We start from the raw sequence: 16,312 nt of genomic DNA on the forward strand, positions 1-16,312 counted from the left end.
GCATGAGCCTCGCCGACGCCCAGGCCACCGGCGAGATCGCGAAAGTCGAGGATATGGGCGGCGACCCGCCCGGCTGCGGCCGCTACACCGCCACCGCGGGCTGGAGCGGCTTCTACAACCAGGGCGAGATCGTCGCGATCATGCACAACAAACTGCCCGCCCACACCCCCGAAGGCATCACCGTCGGCTCCACCCTGGACGAAGTCCGCGCCGCCTACCCCGCCCTGAAACTCGGCCACAACTGGAGCTCCGCCGACGTCCCCGGCCAACCCGCCCACTACGGCTTCCTCGGCATCCGCTCGGAAAGCCCACCCGAGGCGAAGGTCACCCAGATGCTGCTCTACAACGACCGCGACACCTGCCACAACTAGTCACGCCACTGCCGAATCCGCGATACGACAACGCGGATTCCTGTGGTTCAGCGGAGACCGAGACCGTCAGTTCGCCAGAAGCGGTGTGATCGTGTCGACGTCTGTGACCATCGCGTGCCCCTGGAAGGCGAAATCGTCGTAGGCCCGCGCCATGGCCTCTTTATCCTTACCGCCGCAAGCGTCGGCGACCACGACGGGCACGAAACCCAGGTCGGTGGAATGCGTGACGGTGGGCGCGATACCGATCTCCAGGGCAACCCCGCAGATGGCGTAAGTACCGATGCCGAGGTCACGCAGGGTCGCCGCCAGCGGAGTCCCCTCGAACGCCGACATCGAGGTCTTGTCGAACACGATCTCATCGGCCCGGGGCTGGAGTTCGGGAACCAGCTCGAACGGCGGGGTGTCGCGCTGCAGAATGGGCTTCACCTCGTCGACGGACTCGACCTGCTGCCAGTTCATCGCCATGCGCAGGCCGAACACCCCGGTGAGCCGAGGCGGCAGGAAGAAGTGCCGCAGGAAGATCACCGGATAACCACCGCGCCGCGCCGCCTCCACCAGCCGCACGACCCGCTCGACGATCTGCGGCCCATCGGCCAGTTGCGACAACACCCCGACCTGCATGTCGTACACGAGCACCGCCATCCGATCCGGCGCGCACACATCCGCGAGCCCTTCGGGTATATCGAGTCCGTTGCCGAACCGCATCGTCGCGCTCCTCGTCGATAACACTGTCCCCGGATGACCGCGTCCGCGATCGGGCTCGCCCCACTCTACGTCGAGTGATCATGTGGGACACCGCATCCCCGGCCCGCCGGTCACCTCGGTGCCCGGATTTCGCGCCGGCCCGGGCAACCCATCGGCGTGGCCGAGGCTGATCGATCCAATAACCGATCAGGCCCACCGCACCACGGACTGATCGGACCCACGAGAAGATTTGCCGAAGTCTCGCGACGTGGGCACGTCGATGTGCAGATACCTCAGTTCTCAGGTCGATGACTCAGGCATCGAAAGTGGCAAGCCACTAAACTCACAACCATGACCGCAGCGCACGACTACGAAGACCTGCATCGGCTGGTCGACCGGCTCACGCCCGACCAAGCGCGGGCGTTGCGGGCGGTCGCACTCCAACTCGTCGTCACCGAGTCCCCCGAACCGGCAACTGCGGCGGAACCGGCAGTCGAGCGGCGTCGGCATCTCTCGTTCGCGGGCGTGATGGACGCCGAACCCGACCTCGCCGCACGTTCGGAAGACCTTCTGCGTGAGGAACATGGTAAAACTGGCCGGTGATCGTCTGCGACACAGGCCCGCTCGTTGCCGTCCTCAACAAGAACGACGCTGATCACCAACGCTGCCTTGATCTCTTGGAAACCCATCCCGGCCCCCTGCTTGTGCCGAGTCCGGTGCTCGCGGAGGTCTGCTACTTTCTGGAGACTCGCGTAGGACCGCAGATCGAAGCCGCGTTCCTGGAATCCATTGCCGCGAACGAAATCGAACTCGTCGAACTCACCCGCACTGATCTACAACGTATGGCCGAGCTGGTACGAAAGTACGCCGACTTCCCATTGGGAGCTGTCGATGCCGCCGTACTCGCGGTGGCAGAACGACTCGGTGTCCGGGAGGTCGCGACGCTTGATCTGCGGCACTTCAGCGCTGTCCGGACCCGCCACTCGACTCCTCTTCGACTTCTGCCGAACTGACCGCCTCGCTCGCACGGGTACCCCACCTGGTTCAATAGGCGCCTGTGTTCCGACTGATGTTCCACGAGCCCGCTATTCCGGGGAATACCGGTAATGCGATTCGACTGGTGGCGGGGACCGGGTGTGAGCTGCATCTGGTCGAGCCGTTGGGGTTCGATCTGTCCGAGTCGAAGTTGCGGCGGGCGGGGTTGGATTACCACGATCTGGCGTCGGTGACGGTGCACGCGAGTCTCGATGAGGCGTGGCGGGTGTTGGCGCCGGAGCGGGTGTTCGCGTTCACCACGCAGGCGGCGACGAGGTACACCGATATCGCGTATCGGGAGGGGGATGTGCTGTTGTTCGGGACCGAACCCACCGGGTTGCCTCGGCAGGTGCTGGACGATCCGCGTATCACCGAGCAGGTGCGGATTCCGATGCTGCCGGGGCGGCGGTCGATGAATCTGTCGAACGCGGCGGCGGTCGCGGTGTACGAGGCGTGGCGACAGCACGGGTTTCCCGGCGGGGTCTAGGGCGGGATCTCAGGTGAGGGACCGGCTCGCCGAGCCGAGATCTTCGAGGGCCGCGAGAACATACGGCGCGAGCGCGGCGTCGGCATCGGCGTCCAGCCATTGGGCGTAGCCCCGTTTGAACGCGAGAACACCCAGTTCGCCCGCGAGGTGCGCGGTGGGGTCGGGAACTCCGCGAGCGACGAGGGCGTCGGTCATGGCTACCGCGAGCCCCACGCTCTTGAGCGCGTCGCGGGCCTGGAGTTCCACGTTGGCCTCGACCGCCGCCTTCAGGCGAGGCGCGAGTTCGTGGTTCACGGGGCCCATCGAGTTCGACGCGCGTTCCAGACCCGCCGCGACCGCTTCGAGCGGAGTGGCGCTCTCGGGTGCCTCGGCGATCCCCTCTGCCAGTAGTCGGCTCAGCGTCTGCTGGCCCGCCACCAGCAGATCGCGCTTGTCGGGGAAATGCCGAAAGAACGTGCTCTTCGCGACGCCGGCGCGCTGGGCGATCTGCGCGACCGTCGTTTCGTCGTACCCCTGTTCGGCGAACAGGTCTATCGCTGCCAGGACGAGCCGCTCGCGTGCCCCGGGTTCCCACCGTGCCATCACGCCATCCTAGGTGACGGGACTTTTGTCTCATCACTCTGATACAGTGACGGGACAAAAGTCCCATCACATTCGAGGGAATGACATGCGCGTATTCATCACCGGCGGCACCGGCCTGATCGGCTCGGCGGTCGTCGCCGAACTGCTCGGGAACGGTCACACCGTCCTCGCACTCGCCCGCTCCGAGTCGTCCGCGAAGGTCCTGGAGGCCGCGGGCGCCGAATCCGTCCGTGGCGACCTCGCCGATCTGCGCACGATCCGCGCCGGCGCGGCCGAGACCGACGGCGTGGTCCACCTGGCTTTCAGCAACGACTTCACATCCCTTGCCACGCTCGCGGCCGGAATCGCCGAGGAAAGCGCCGCTCTCGCGGCCATGGGCGAGGAACTCGTCGGCAGTGATCGCCCGTTGATCACGGTCTCGGGCACACCCGCCATACCCGGGCGCTGCTCGACCGAGGCCGACCCGGTGTCGACCGAGGGACCTGTCGGCGGTCGCGGCCACTCCGTCACCTCGGTCCTCGACCTCGCCTCGCGCGGTGTGCGCAGCGCGGCCATACGACTGCCGCGCACGGTGCACAACGAGGGCAGAGGTGGATTCGCCGGGATATTGACCGAGGCCGCGCGCCGCAACGGCGTGTCGGGTTATCCGGGCGACGGCACCCAGCGCTGGCCCGCCGTGCACGCGCTCGACGCGGCCGTACTCTTCCGACTGGCTTTGGAGAAGGCTCGGGCGGGGACCTCGTGGCACGCCGTGGACGACCAAGGCGACGCCATGCGTGACATCGCCGCTGTCATCGGCCGGAGACTGGGGGTCGCGACGGAAGCCGTGCCGCAAGAGATGTTCGGCCCGCTCGGCCCGATCTTCGCCACCGACCAGCCCTCGTCCAGCGAGCACACCCGGCAGACGCTCGGCTGGCAACCGAAACACCCGAACCTGCTCGAAGATCTGGAGAACATCCAGCCCTGATCGGTCGGCAACCCGGCGTCATGAACTCGCTCTAACGGTCGATCTCGAAACGTTTGTGGCGGGAGGTCGCACCCGCGGCGAGGCGGACCGCGCTCTTGGGGACGCCGTAATGCTCGGCGAGGAGTTCGATAGCGGCCCTGTTGGCCTTGCCCTCGACGGCGGGAGCGCGGACGTAGAGCTGGAGGGTGCCGTCGTCGAGGGTTTCGATGAGTGGGCCCTTACGGCTGTTCGGTTTGATCGTCGCCTTGATCACCGTCGGCGGCACCGGGATTCCTTTCTCCGCAACGGTTTCGTAGAAGTTGGGTGCTGCCGCATTCGGAAGAGCATCCACCTGCGGGGTGAGGATTGCGCGGCCCGCTGTCACACCGGGCGTCCTCGGCGGCACCGAACACCCCTTCGCCGCACGGTTTCATAGAAGCTGGGCGCCGCCGCGTACGGAAGAGCATCCGCCAGTGGCGGGGTGAAGATTGCGCGGCTCTCACCGTTCGAATCGGGTGTCGTCGGCGGCACCGAGCGTCCCTTCACCGCAACGGTTTCATAGAAACTAAATGCCGCCCGCATTCGGAAGGGCATCCACCTGCGGGGTGAGGATTGCGCGGCCCGCCGTCGCACCGGTTGCCCTCGGCGGCACCGACGTGCCTTCGCCGCAATGGTTTTCGTTGCGACGGGCGTCGCCGCATTCGGACTGGGTGTTGCCTGTACGGGCAAGGATCGTGCCGCTTCGTTCTCTTGCCCGGCCGCACCGGGTGGCCATCACTTCCGCGACGCCGGTCCTTCGGTGTCACCCTTCGCATCCTCGGTCCCGGTCGCGTCTTCTCCGGATGCTGCTTCCGCCGAGTCGCCCTTCGCGGCATCACCCTTCGCAGCGTCGGTCTTCGCGGCATCGCCCTTCGTGGTCCCGGTCGTGGTTGCACCAGATGCCGTTTCCACCGAACTCTCCTTCGCGGGATCGGTCTTCACGTCCGCATCGCCGAATGCCGCTTCCACCCGACTGTCCTTCGCGACACCTGCTTTCGCGTCCGAACTGTCCGACACGGGATCGGCAGAACCGGCGGCGCGACCGCGCTCGACTCCCGCACCGGACACCACCGGACGACGGCGCACCGCACGCGCGATCCCCCACACCACCGCGCCGACGACGAGCAGGAATCCGGCCCACGGAATCGCCTTGCCGACGAAGACGACGGCGTCCTGCAACCAGTCGACCAGCGAATTCCAGCCGGAGACGATGCCGTCCCAGAAATTGCCGGGGCCGTCGTCGGTCTCGGATTTCTTCTCGGTGGCCGTGATGGCGATGGTGAGGCTGGACAGGCTGACCTGGTCGTCGAGGAGTTTCTTCTGCGCGGTGAGACTGTCGAGTTCGCCCTGCCTGCTCGACAGCGCGCTCTCGGCGGCGAGCAGGTCGGCGGTATTGGTCGCGCCAGCCATGAGGACGCGCAGGCGGTCGACCGAGGACTGTAGGGCTTTGATCTTGGCGTCGAGGTCCTCCCACTGCATGGTCACGTCTTCGCGATTGGTGCTGACGCGGGTGACCTTGCCGAGGCCGCCGAGTCCGTCGATGAACGCGTCGGTCTTGTCGGCGGGCACGCGGACGGTGAGCGACGCGCTGGGATCGCCGTCCTCGGTTCCCGGCGCTTCGGTGCGGTTGTCGATCCGGCCGCCCGCGGCGCGGACCTGGTCGGCGACGGTCGCGGCGGCGGCGATCGGATCGTCCGCGGTGAGATCGACACGGCCGGTGACGACTTCCTTGCGCGCGACGGTATCGGCGGCCTGCCCCCTGCTGTCGGCGGACTCGCCCGCCTGTTCGCGCAGACCGGGCGGCGAAATGGCGGGCGCGGGCATGGATTTACCGACCGTCGGCGAGGGCGACGACGATGACATGTCGTCACTGCCGCAGGCCACGAGCAGCACCGAACCCAGGAGACCGATGCACAGCACCGCAAGCTTTCGCATGGTCGCAGGGTAACCGTTACCCGGACCGTGGCGGCGGGATAACGCAGCCCGAAGCGCCTACGCGGGTGCGGACGGCGCGCAGTCGCGTCTCGATCGGCGGGTGGGAGTCGAGCATTCGGGCGAGCGGGCCGGGCTCGCGCCGCGTCGAGACCCGCCGCAACCACAGATCGAGCACGGTGTGGGTCTGTTGTCCGTAACCGAGGTCGACGGCGACGGCGTCGGCCCTGATCTCCGACCATCGCCGCTGCGCCTGTTTCGCGAACGGTTCCGCGAGCAGCGCCGCCGCCGCGATCACCGCGGTCGGGATTCCGAACATCGTCGCCGCCGCGATGACGGCCGCGACGAATACCAGCACTCTGGTCGGGGTCAGTACGGCGAAACAGATGACGTCCATGGCTTTTCGCACACCGAACAGCCGCAGCAACGCGACGAATCCGACGATATGCGCGGCCTGGGCGACGAATACCGCGAACAGCCAGGTGATCTTGCGGTATCCGGTCCTGATGAGCGCGACCGGAAGTCCGTACCAGTAGGCGAGCATGTGGGCGCGCTGGCCGCCGCCGAGATGGTGGCCGAGTTCGTGGGCGAGGACGGCTTCCAGTTCACGCGGTCCGAGCGCGGCGATCGCCCATCCGGTGACCGCGACGATGCGCCCCGGCGCGGAGAGCGCGTTGACGTCGCGGGTGTCCTGGACCCACAGCGAATAGTCGTCGGCGGACACCCGCGCGAGCTGAGCGACGTTGTGCCAGGCCGGAATCAACATCGCCTGTTCCTCCGGACGCGGTCGGCGCACCCGGAAGATCAGCGGCGCCATATCCGGGGTCGGCGGCGGGATGAGCGGGCCGACGAGCAGCCAGGTGAGCATCAGTCCGAGTGCGGTCGACGGTCCGCCGAGTGTGCCCGCGCCGTAGACGAGCAGGCCGCTGATCACCATCGACGGCAGTGAAACCACAAGGGTGACAAGCGCGGTCGCGCCTCGGTCCCGGCGCGATATCGGGAGGCGGTGATCCGGTGGGTCTGCGGGCATGGTCATCCGTCGAGTCGGCGGCGTCGTAGTGGGGACAATAGTGTGTCGGCCGTTCGGGTGGTCATCGATGCGCCCACCGCGGCGGCGCGGCGGTCGACTCACCGACTCGATCGCGATCGGGCTCGCCGTGGCAGTGGCAGTGAGGTGCAGATTCCCCGTATCGAGAAGGCGTGTGAGGGCATCACAGCATGTTGCGATGTTCGGCGCCGCGTCGGCGGAACTCGCCCCGCACCGGAGACCGGCCCGCGCGGTCAGCGGAAGTCGCGCGAGGTGGAATCGACGCGCAGTTCCATACGCTCCAGGTGTTCGGCGACCACGCTGACCGCCCCTTCCGCGTTCTGCACCCGCCCACGGACGAGCAGCGCGGCGGCGCCCTGGGCCAGTCGCCGATAGCGCGTCCACAGGCCGACCGAACAGACGATATTCACCATGCCTGTCTCGTCTTCCAGATTCAGGAAGGTGACGCCCGCGGCGGTGGCGGGCCGCTGACGATGGGTGACCGCGCCGCCGACGAGCACCTTCGAACCGTCGGGCACGGCGAGCAGGCCGGAGGCCGGGATGACGCCGAGCGCGTCCAGGCGCGCGCGCAGGAATTCCGTCGGATAGTTGCCGGGGGAAACTCCGGTCGCCCACACGTCGGCGGCGGCCAGTTCGAGAGCGCTCATACCGGGCAGCGCGGGCGCGGCGGTGGCCGCGCCGGTGCCGGGCAGGCGGTCGGGTCGTTCACCGGCGGCGGCGCCCGCCGCCCACAGCGCCTCGCGCCTGGTACTGCCGATACTGCCGAGAGCGCCCGCGGTGGCGAGCGCTTCGGCCTGCGGGACGGTCAGTTCCACGCGTCCGGTCAGATCGAGGAAGGAGGTGTAGGGCACGGCGGCTCGTGCCGCGACGATCTTCTCGGCCAGTTCCTCACCGATATGGCGCACCGACGACAGTCCGAGCCTGATATTCGTGCCCCGATCCTCCAGCGTCGCCTCGGCACGGCTCACGTTGATATCGGGACCGCGCACCGTGACGCCGTGTCGCCGCGCGTCGGCGACCAACGATTGGGGAGAGTAGAAACCCATCGGCTGCGCGCGCAGCAGACCGGCGCAGAACGCGGCCGGATGGTGCAGTTTGAACCAGGCCGAATAGAAGACGAGTGCGGCGAAACTCTGTGAATGACTTTCCGGGAAGCCGAAATTCGCGAAGGCGTAGAGCTTCTCGTAGATGCGGTCGGCCACGTCGCCGGTGATGCCGTGCACTTCGCGCATACCGCGATAGAAACGTTCGCGTAGTCGCTCCATCTTCTCCGGTGAGCGTTTGGAGCCCATGGCACGGCGCAGTTGATCGGCCTCGGCGGCGGTGAATCCGGCGACGTCGACGGCCATCTGCATGAGTTGTTCCTGGAACAGCGGAACCCCGAGGGTGCGTTGCAGGGATTTCTCCAGCGCCGGATGGTCGAAGCGGATCTCCTCCTGCTCGTTGCGGCGGCGGATATAGGGGTGCACCGAGCCGCCCTGGATCGGTCCGGGCCGGATCAGCGCGACCTCGACCACCAGGTCGTAGAAATTCCGGGGTTTCAGGCGGGGCAGCGTGGCCATCTGGGCGCGTGATTCCACCTGGAAGACCCCGACCGAATCGGCGCGCGAGAGCATTTCGTACACCCCGGTCTCTGTCAGGTCCAGCCGGTGCAGTTCGACCGTCTCACCTTTGTGTTCGCGTACCAGGTCGATCATGTAGTGCAGCGCGGAGAGCATGCCGAGTCCGAGCAGATCGAATTTCACCAGACCCACGGCGGCGCAGTCGTCCTTGTCCCATTGCAGGACGCTGCGGCCGGGCATACGCGCCCATTCCACCGGGCAGACATCGGCGATCGGACGGTCGCAGATCACCATGCCGCCCGAATGGATGCCGAGATGTCGCGGCAGGCCCTCGATATCGGCAGCGAGTTCGAGTACCGGCGGCGGAATATCGGTTCCGGTCTCTGCCCGAACGCCGGACCAGCGACTCACCTGTTTGCTCCAGGCGTCCTGCTGACCCGGCGAGAACCCCAGTGCGCGTGCGGCATCGCGGACGGCGGATTTGCCACGATAGGTGATCACATTCGCCACCTGGGCCGCGTATTCGCGACCGTATTTCGCGTAGACGTGCTGGATCGCCTCCTCCCGGCGATCGGATTCGATATCTATGTCGATATCGGGCGGACCGTCACGCTCGGGCGAGAGGAATCGTTCGAAGAGCAGTTCGTTGGCGACCGGATCGACATTGGTGATGCCGATGGCGTAGCAGACCGCGGAATTGGCCGCCGAACCCCGGCCCTGGCACAGGATGTCGTTGCTCCGGCAGAAGTCGACGATATCGTGCACCACCAGGAAATAGCCGGGAAAGTCGAGTCCGGTGATGATCGCGAGTTCGTGTTCGAGTTGCCGGTAGGCCCCGGGATTGTCGTCGGGTGTGCCGTAGCGGTCCCGCGCGCCCCGCATGGTGAGCGCGCGCAGCCAGGAATTCTCGTCGTGGCCATCCGGTGTGTCGAACGGCGGTAGTCGAGGTGCGATCAACCGCAGGTCGAAGGCGCATTCGCGAGCCAGTTCGGCGGCGTTGGACACCGCGCGCAGACCCGCGCGCCCCGCTCCCGCGCCGAGCAGCCGGGCCATCTCCGCGCCGGAGCGCAGGTGCGCGCCGCCCGCGGGGGCGAGCCAGCCCGCGATGTCGTCGAGGCTCTGCCTGGCCCGGATCGCGGCCAGCGCCATGGCCCGGCGACGCTGTCCCGGTCCGGCGAAATGCGCGCCGGTGGTCGCCACCACGGGTAGTCCGACCCGGTCGGCCAGGGCGATCAGGTGGGCGTTGCGTTCGTCGTCCTCGGGAACACCGTGGTGGGTGAGTTCCACGCCGACCCGGTCGCCGCCGAATCGATCGATCAGTTCGCGCAGCGCCGCCTCCGCACGCACCAGGCCGGTGTCCCCGGCCAGCAGATCCTGTTCGACGGCCTGCCTGAGATGGCCTTTGCGGCAGCCGGTCAGGATATGCCAGTGCCCGTCCGCCGCCGCGGTGAGCGCGTCGAGGTCGTAGCGCAGGATGCCCTTCTCCCCCGCCGCCATATGCGCGGTCGAGATCTCCCGCGCGAGTCGCCGGTACCCCTCCTGACCTCGGGCGAGTACCAGCAGATGTGGGCCGGCCGGGTCGGGCGATCCGGTGCGCGGCGCGGAATCGGGCGCGAAACCCGCGCCGAGCGACAGTTCCGAGCCGAAGACGGTCGGCATACCCCATTCCGCGGCCGCCTCGGCGAAGCGCACCGTCCCGTAGAAACCGTCGTGATCGGTGAGCGCGATCGCCTCCAGTCCGAGCCGCACGGCCTCCTCCACCAGTTCTTCCGGCTGGCTCGCACCGTCGAGGAAGCTGTAGGCCGAGTGGGCGTGCAGTTCGGCGTAGGGCACCGAGGGGCCACCGACCCGCTCGACCGGCTCGGCCAGGTATTCGCCGCGTTTACGCGACCAGGCCGGGCTGTCACCGCCGTCACCGGGGTACATCGCCTCCGGATTCGTCCGACCGGGTCGGCCGGACAGCACCCGTTCCATCTCCGCCCACGTGGGCGGTCCGTTACCCCACCCCACCAGCGCATCACCTCCTTTCTATCGAACATACATTCGATAGATGAGATGTCACGCATCGGGCCGCCGAACCGCCGGACTCCGGAAGATATCGCCGGAGTCGCGCGGATCACTCGGCTGTCAAACGTTGCGCCGATCCCGCCCGCAGGGCCTCCTCGACCCGATCCAGCCCGGAACGGATCATCGCGCCGTAGGCGTCCTCGGCCAGGATCCGGAGATGACCGCGCGCGATGGCCAATTGCATGCGCGCGCCGTCGAAATCGCCCACGCGACGGTGACTGTCGGCCAGGTTGAGATAGAGCGAGGGCAGGAAGCAGCGCAGTCCGTCATCGAGCGGAATGCCCGGGCTGAACACCGCGGTGAGCGCGCGCTGATCCCAGATCAGCGATTCCTCGGCAGTCTTCTGCAACACGGCCAGATGATGCGCCACCACGCAGCGCTGCAACGGATCTCCGGCCGGACCTAGCTCATCCCACAGTGTGCGCAGCGCGTGCCGCCCCGCCTCCGAGTCGCCCCTGCCGAGCCGCACCGCGGCAAAGATGTCCGCCATCCGATCGTCCGCCATGCGCACGAGTATCGCACATATGTTCGATAGATTCGAGGCTTGCCGGAAGGAATCACCGAGCCTTTGCGCGAGGATTGCCGGACGCCGCGACCTTCTCTCGAAAGCCTTACCGCGGAACACCTTCGAAAATACCTTCCACCAGCGGCAAGTCCCCCGGCCGGGGGACCACGATCCGCCTTCGACACCCCGAATCGGCAATCCCGTGGCATCGACACACCCGCCGTGGCGCGCACCACTCCGGCCCCGGGCCGACCCGAGTCGGCGAGGTCCGGCGACCAGGGGTCGGCCACCACTTGGCAGAGCAACTTACTTTGGAGTAAGTTCAGACCATTCGACCGCGAAGGAGCAGCGATGAACGCCACGCCCGACCGTGACTCAACGGGTGACGCCGCCGCCGTCCCGGCCTCCGATGTGGCCCGCTCCGCCGAGGACGGGCAGATCCGTCGCAATCGCCGCACCCGCGATCTCACCGGTCGCCACGTCGTGATCACCGGCGCCTCCTCCGGTATCGGCAGGGCCGCCGCACTCGCGGTCGCTGCCAAGGGCGCCACCGTCCTGCTGCTGGCCCGGCGCGGGGACGAACTCGCGGACGTCGTCGCGGAGATCCGGGCCGCCGGCGGCACCGCCGAGGGCTACCAGTGCGATGTCACCGAATCCGATTCGGTCGACCAGACCGTCAAGGCCATCCTCGACGAGTACGGTCACGTCGACATGCTGGTGAACAACGCGGGCCGTTCCATCCGCCGCGCCATCCACCGCTCCACCGACCGGCTGCACGACTACGAACGCACCATGGCGGTCAACTACTTCGGCGCGCTGCGCATGACGCTGGCACTGCTGCCGCAGATGCGCGAACGCCGATTCGGCCACATCGTGCAGATCAGCAGCGCGGGTGTGCAGGTCGCCACCCCGAGGTTCTCGGCCTACCTCGCGAGCAAGGCGGCGCTGGACAAGTTCACCGAGGTCGCCGCGGTCGAAACCATGGCGGACGGCGTCACTTTCACCACCATCCACATGCCGCTGGTCCGCACCCCGATGATCACGCCGAGCGGCGCTCAGGGACCATCCGAATCCCCCGAATGGGCCGCGGCGACCATCGTGCGCGCCCTCGCCGAACGCCCCAAGCGCATCGACGTGCCCCTAGGCACCCTCGCCGAATACGGCGCGCTGGTCACCCCCAAATTCCGCGACCGCATCCTGCACCGCTACTACCGTGCCCTGCCGGACTCGCCCGCGGCCAAGGGCGAACAGTTGGAGGACGCGCCGGAAACCGCCGTCCCGGAAACCGCTCCACCCGCCGAGCCGCGACCGCGGTCGGCGGCTCGCCGCGTCACCGGAACCGCGCTGCGCCGCGCCGCGCGCTGGGTCCCGGGGACGCACTGGTGAACCGCGCCCGTCCCCACCCCGCAGGGGGCGGTGGGGACGGGTGCGCATATCGTCACGATCCTGACCGAATATCAGCTGTTCCCAACGGATTTCGCGAGTGTCCGGAAACCGGCCTCGGTAGGAGTCCGCTGTTACGCCGGTCCGATCGGCGGTAGCGGTCGCGGATCCTCGGCGACGAGGGCGGTCACGGGTTTGGGCTTCGCACCGCAACTGGCTTGGCGCGGTTCGAAGTCGACGGTCCGCGTGCCCACTCGCCAGCGGCGGCCGTCGCGATGCGTCACGATCGCGGAATCCCCGACCGCGTTGTCGTTCTCGGATCGGACGACGAGATCGTCGACTCCGGCGGCGACGATCGCCCTGACCGCGATCTCGGCGGCCTGCTCGACGGGGTGATAGCAACTGCGGCCGCGGAATCCGGTCGGGGAGACCTCGCCGCGCCGGGCGGCCTTGACCGCGTCCACGGCGGCGGCGGAATCGACACGACCGTAGGTGTTTCCCGTCGGCAGCAGGACCATGGCGGGGGCGAACCGGTGCCCGCCGGTATGCGAACACTCCCAGACCTGATCCGGGTAGCGCGCGGCGAGAGTCGCCGCGATCGGCCTGCCGAGCAGCGCGCAGCACTGGTCGCGTTTACCGTGCGCGCACACCAGCGTCAACGGATCACGCACCGCCGCACCGATTCCGGGCGGCGGGCCGTCGACGATCCCGAGATCCAGGTCGAGCAACTGCTTCAGGTCGGTGATCTCGAATCGTTCACACCACGAGCCCTCAGGACGCGAACTCGCGAGCAGCACCGTGCGGGTTCCGGTGAACTCGTACCGCCCCGGCCGCCTGATGAGGGTCGGACGCACCCGCGCCGCCTTCGTGCGCGCGGCCAGTTCGGCGGTGATCTCGGGACCGAGCACCTCGTCGCCGATCACATCGCGCCCCCACGCGCCGGGGTGTTCGATACACAGCCAGCCGGTGACCGTGGTCGCCGTGCCTGGCAGCGGAAGATCGACCGCGGCGGCGGCCGAGCAGGTCATACCGTCGAAGCGGGTCGCCAGTTGCGTCATCCGGCGGCCGGTCGCGGGGGTGGTGCGGCGGACATGAGTCTTACCTTAGAACCCTGTTCCGGGCGGGCACTCCGCGCCGCGATGTCGAATCGACCACAATACGGACCGCGTCAGGACAGGAACGGAAGGACGACGGCCTCGAACTCGCGGTGACGATCGCGATGGATACTGTGCCCGCAGGTGAACGCGCACACGGTGCAATCCGGCACCGCGGCCTGCATGATCGCCAGTTTCTCCGGATCGACCATGCCGCCGGGCCCGCCGCGCAACACCAGGGTGGGCGCGGTGATATCGGAGAGTCGCTCCCACCATTGCGGATCGGGTTTACGGAACTGTTCGAGGGCGGTCGCCGTCATCGTGCGGTCGAAGGCGACGACGGCGCGGGGATGACGGATCAGGCTCGACGCGGCGTGCCAGAGTTCGGGCACGCTCGGGAATCGGCGGGTCAGGCTCATCTGCTCGTCACCCGAACGCGCGGGGAGCGGACATTCCTCCATGACCAGCCTACGGACCAGATCCGGGCGTTCCTGCGCCACACAGGACACCGCGTAACCGCCGAGCGAATGCCCGACCAGATCCACCGACGTCAGTCCGCAACGCTCGATCAGCTTCAGCACATCCGCGCCGAACTCACCGAACAGGTAGGAATCCGAATGTGAGCTGCGACCGTGACCGCGCAGGTCGGGGATGATGACGCGCCTGCCGCGCGCGAGCAGGATGCGCGCGAAACGGTCCCAGGTGTGCCCGTCGCCACCCATGCCGTGGACGAGGACGACCGGCACATCCGCCGCGTCCGATCGACCGATCACGGAATCGCGGTAGGCGATCCGCACGTCACCGATCGCCATGCTGGTCACCGACAGATTCACGATATCCGAGGGTACCGGTGGTCGCGATCAGTCGTAGAGCCCCTCCGCCCGCCATATCTCGTCGCGATAGACGAGCAGCAGGACCCTGACCTCGGTATCGGAGCTGTCCAGTTGCACCTGGGCGCGGGCGGCCGACGCGGCGGATTCGGGGGTCCACCAGTGTTCGTCCAGCGGCCACGGACCGGCCCATCCGGTCAGCCGCCACTGCCTGCTGCCCCAGCGCAGCACCACCGGATCGGCGGAGAACAGGCCGCGGGCGGTGACTCGTACCCGGTGACCGTCGGCGGCTTCCAATTCCACCGTCGGACGGTTGAGCAGCAGGACGGCGGGAGCGGGTTCGGGCAGACGGCCCGGCCAGGGCAGCCCCGGATCGGCGGCGGGCACCCGCTCGTCACCCAGCACGACCATCGTGACGCGTTCGGCCGGGCCGCGGCCGCCGCTGAGCACCCCGACCTGCACCGCCTCGCCACCGAGCAGACCCTGCACCCGGATCAGGGCGCGCCGCGCCCGCTCGTTCTCCTCGCCGACGCCACCCCACAGGCCGAGTTGCAGCGCGCCCGATGCCGCGATCTCGACCGGTTCCAGGCGCAGCAGGGTGATCGGCGCGGTCGGTCGGTCGCGCCGGGTCAGCCAGCCGTCCAACTGCCAGCGCACCCGGTCCGCCGTACCCGACGGGGTCAGCGGCTCGGCACAGCGCCAGATACGCGAGAGATGTTCTCCCGCTTCCGTTTCCGCGTAGACCGAGAGTCGGGTGCACGAGACCGAGGCGGCGGCGAGCGCGGTGTGCAGCGCGGTCGCGAGCATGCGTCCGGCGAAAGCGGCCGCGTCGACCCGGTCGATCGGCGGATCGCAGCGGTATTCCACCGTCAGTTCCGGCGGCGGCCGACGTGCCGACGGCGGCCGTTCCGGTACGGCCCGCGCGAGGCGATGCGCGAGCACGGCGTCGACCCCGAAGCGGGAGGCGACCTCGGCCGGGCTCAGCGCGGCGAAATCGCCGATCCGGCGCAGACCGAGGCGGTGCAGCAGATCGACGAGGTCGGCGCGTTCCGGAGCGGACAGACTCGGTTCGGCGGCCAGTTCGGCGATCGGCAGCGGCGCCAGGAATCCGGCGCCCTCCCCCGGCGGCACCAGCACACCGCGTTTGGCGGCGAGTACCGCCGTCGACAGTTCGTCGGCGATACCGATCTGCGCCTCGACGCCGAGCGCGGACACCGCGTCGACGAGACGTTCGGCCGCCGCCTCCTCGGAGCCGAAGAACCGCGCGGCCCCGCGGGCACCGAGCACAAGCAGTCCCGAGCGCAGCACCTCGACTCCCGGCACGGTCGCGTCCACCGTCGAGACCACCGGTTCGAACAGGCGCGCGTCCCGATCCGGGTCGTCCTGCACGAGGAACAGATCGGGACAGCGCGACTGGGCCTCGCGCCGCCGCAATCCCCGGCGCACTCCTTCGAACCTGGCCACCGCCGAACACGCGACCACCCGGTTCCCGAACAGCACCGCGACCGGCCGCGTCGCGGGCAGGTCCGCCGCCGCGGCCGCGGCGACCGCGGGCCAGTCCTGGCACCACACGGCGAGCACCCGCGACCGTCCCGGACGAATCACGGTGTGACACCGGCGACCGACGCGCGGTCGACGGTCGCGCGGGCGAACGCTCGCGGTACCCCGGCGACCCCGGCGACCCCGGCGACCCCGGCGACCCCGGCGACCCCGGCGACCCCGGCGACCCCGGCGACCCCGGCGACCC

16 protein-coding genes are annotated in these 16,312 nt (G+C 68.5%); 6 read left to right on the top strand and 10 right to left on the bottom strand.

Annotation, left to right across the window (positions count from 1 at the left end; translation table 11 throughout):
• Positions 1–371, top strand: a 371-nt coding sequence (locus tag JZ792_RS37975) for a hypothetical protein (RefSeq protein WP_216917733.1), incomplete at its 5' end; no start/stop codon positions are given.
• A 66-nt stretch (positions 372–437) separates the two neighbouring features.
• Here JZ792_RS37975 and JZ792_RS37980 read toward each other — a convergent pair.
• Positions 438–1,076, bottom strand: coding sequence for a cysteine hydrolase family protein (locus tag JZ792_RS37980; protein WP_216917734.1), 639 nt, complete (start codon positions 1,074–1,076; stop codon positions 438–440).
• Positions 1,077–1,406: 330 nt separating this feature from the next.
• Here JZ792_RS37980 and JZ792_RS37985 point away from each other — a divergent pair, with 330 nt between their 5' ends.
• Genes JZ792_RS37985 through JZ792_RS37995 form a run of 3 tightly spaced genes read left to right on the top strand, consistent with a single transcriptional unit; the run spans position 1,407 to position 2,577 of the window.
• Complete coding sequence (locus JZ792_RS37985; protein WP_216917735.1) at positions 1,407–1,658, top strand: hypothetical protein; 252 nt, start codon at positions 1,407–1,409, stop codon at positions 1,656–1,658.
• Positions 1,655–2,068, top strand: a complete 414-nt coding sequence (locus tag JZ792_RS37990; protein ID WP_216917736.1) for a type II toxin-antitoxin system VapC family toxin — start codon at positions 1,655–1,657, stop codon at positions 2,066–2,068. Before JZ792_RS37985 ends, JZ792_RS37990 begins: the two co-directional genes overlap by 4 nt.
• A gap of 44 nt (positions 2,069–2,112) precedes the next feature.
• Positions 2,113–2,577 (top strand): tRNA (cytidine(34)-2'-O)-methyltransferase, encoded by a 465-nt coding sequence (locus tag JZ792_RS37995; RefSeq protein ID WP_216917737.1) that lies wholly within the window; start codon positions 2,113–2,115, stop codon positions 2,575–2,577.
• A gap of 9 nt (positions 2,578–2,586) precedes the next feature.
• On the opposite strand, the gene JZ792_RS38000 is transcribed toward JZ792_RS37995, so the two are convergent.
• A complete protein-coding gene (locus JZ792_RS38000; RefSeq protein ID WP_216917738.1) occupies positions 2,587–3,159 on the bottom strand; it encodes a TetR/AcrR family transcriptional regulator in 573 nt (190 codons plus the stop codon).
• A gap of 85 nt (positions 3,160–3,244) precedes the next feature.
• On the opposite strand from JZ792_RS38000, the gene JZ792_RS38005 reads away from it, so the two are divergent.
• A complete protein-coding gene (locus tag JZ792_RS38005; protein ID WP_216917739.1) occupies positions 3,245–4,126 on the top strand; it encodes an SDR family oxidoreductase in 882 nt (293 codons plus the stop codon).
• Positions 4,127–4,157: 31 nt separating this feature from the next.
• Here JZ792_RS38005 and JZ792_RS38010 read toward each other — a convergent pair whose 3' ends face one another.
• The 5 genes from JZ792_RS38010 to JZ792_RS38030 form a co-directional block, all read right to left on the bottom strand.
• Positions 4,158–4,391 (bottom strand): DUF167 domain-containing protein, encoded by a 234-nt coding sequence (locus JZ792_RS38010; RefSeq protein WP_438804432.1) that lies wholly within the window; start codon positions 4,389–4,391, stop codon positions 4,158–4,160.
• A 488-nt stretch (positions 4,392–4,879) separates the two neighbouring features.
• Positions 4,880–6,079: a DUF4349 domain-containing protein gene (locus JZ792_RS38015; RefSeq protein WP_216917740.1), complete on the bottom strand. Its 1,200-nt coding sequence runs from the start codon at positions 6,077–6,079 to the stop codon at positions 4,880–4,882.
• A gap of 16 nt (positions 6,080–6,095) precedes the next feature.
• Positions 6,096–7,013, bottom strand: a complete 918-nt coding sequence (locus JZ792_RS38020) for a M48 family metalloprotease (protein ID WP_216917741.1) — start codon at positions 7,011–7,013, stop codon at positions 6,096–6,098.
• A 344-nt stretch (positions 7,014–7,357) separates the two neighbouring features.
• A complete protein-coding gene (locus JZ792_RS38025) occupies positions 7,358–10,696 on the bottom strand; it encodes an error-prone DNA polymerase (protein WP_216917742.1) in 3,339 nt (1,112 codons plus the stop codon).
• Positions 10,697–10,802: 106 nt separating this feature from the next.
• Positions 10,803–11,258 (bottom strand): hypothetical protein, encoded by a 456-nt coding sequence (locus tag JZ792_RS38030; protein WP_216917743.1) that lies wholly within the window; start codon positions 11,256–11,258, stop codon positions 10,803–10,805.
• Positions 11,259–11,609: 351 nt separating this feature from the next.
• Here JZ792_RS38030 and JZ792_RS38035 point away from each other — a divergent pair, with 351 nt between their 5' ends.
• Complete coding sequence (locus JZ792_RS38035; protein WP_216917744.1) at positions 11,610–12,644, top strand: SDR family NAD(P)-dependent oxidoreductase; 1,035 nt, start codon at positions 11,610–11,612, stop codon at positions 12,642–12,644.
• 131 nt (positions 12,645–12,775) lie between these two features.
• On the opposite strand, the gene JZ792_RS38040 is transcribed toward JZ792_RS38035, so the two are convergent.
• The 3 genes from JZ792_RS38040 to JZ792_RS38050 all read right to left on the bottom strand — a co-directional run bounded on the left by JZ792_RS38040 (position 12,776) and on the right by JZ792_RS38050 (position 16,167).
• Positions 12,776–13,699 carry a ferredoxin family protein gene (locus JZ792_RS38040; RefSeq protein ID WP_254190893.1) on the bottom strand — a complete coding sequence of 308 codons (924 nt, stop codon included), beginning with the start codon at positions 13,697–13,699 and terminating at the stop codon, positions 12,776–12,778.
• Between the two features lie 110 nt (positions 13,700–13,809).
• Positions 13,810–14,568, bottom strand: coding sequence for an alpha/beta fold hydrolase (locus JZ792_RS38045; protein ID WP_438804431.1), 759 nt, complete (start codon positions 14,566–14,568; stop codon positions 13,810–13,812).
• 27 nt (positions 14,569–14,595) lie between these two features.
• Positions 14,596–16,167, bottom strand: coding sequence for a DNA polymerase Y family protein (locus JZ792_RS38050; RefSeq protein WP_216917748.1), 1,572 nt, complete (start codon positions 16,165–16,167; stop codon positions 14,596–14,598).
• Between the last annotated feature and the right edge of the window lie 145 nt (positions 16,168–16,312).

The sequence above is a fragment of the Nocardia noduli genome, from assembly GCF_019038455.1.
Lineage (GTDB): Bacteria > Actinomycetota > Actinomycetes > Mycobacteriales > Mycobacteriaceae > Nocardia > Nocardia noduli.

Excerpts from the sequence above, each read along its gene's own strand:
- JZ792_RS37980 (WP_216917734.1), bottom strand. The coding sequence starts at position 1,076 with ATGCGGTTCGGCAACGGACTCGATATACCCGAAGGGCTCGCGGATGTG.
- JZ792_RS37985 (WP_216917735.1), top strand. The coding sequence starts at position 1,407 with ATGACCGCAGCGCACGACTACGAAGACCTGCATCGGCTGGTCGACCGG.
- JZ792_RS38000 (WP_216917738.1), bottom strand. The coding sequence starts at position 3,159 with ATGGCACGGTGGGAACCCGGGGCACGCGAGCGGCTCGTCCTGGCAGCG.
- JZ792_RS38005 (WP_216917739.1), top strand. The coding sequence starts at position 3,245 with ATGCGCGTATTCATCACCGGCGGCACCGGCCTGATCGGCTCGGCGGTC.
- JZ792_RS38015 (WP_216917740.1), bottom strand. The coding sequence starts at position 6,079 with ATGCGAAAGCTTGCGGTGCTGTGCATCGGTCTCCTGGGTTCGGTGCTG.
- JZ792_RS38020 (WP_216917741.1), bottom strand. The coding sequence starts at position 7,013 with ATGGTGATCAGCGGCCTGCTCGTCTACGGCGCGGGCACACTCGGCGGA.
- JZ792_RS38030 (WP_216917743.1), bottom strand. The coding sequence starts at position 11,258 with ATGGCGGACGATCGGATGGCGGACATCTTTGCCGCGGTGCGGCTCGGC.
- JZ792_RS38035 (WP_216917744.1), top strand. The coding sequence starts at position 11,610 with ATGAACGCCACGCCCGACCGTGACTCAACGGGTGACGCCGCCGCCGTC.
- JZ792_RS38040 (WP_254190893.1), bottom strand. The coding sequence starts at position 13,699 with ATGACGCAACTGGCGACCCGCTTCGACGGTATGACCTGCTCGGCCGCC.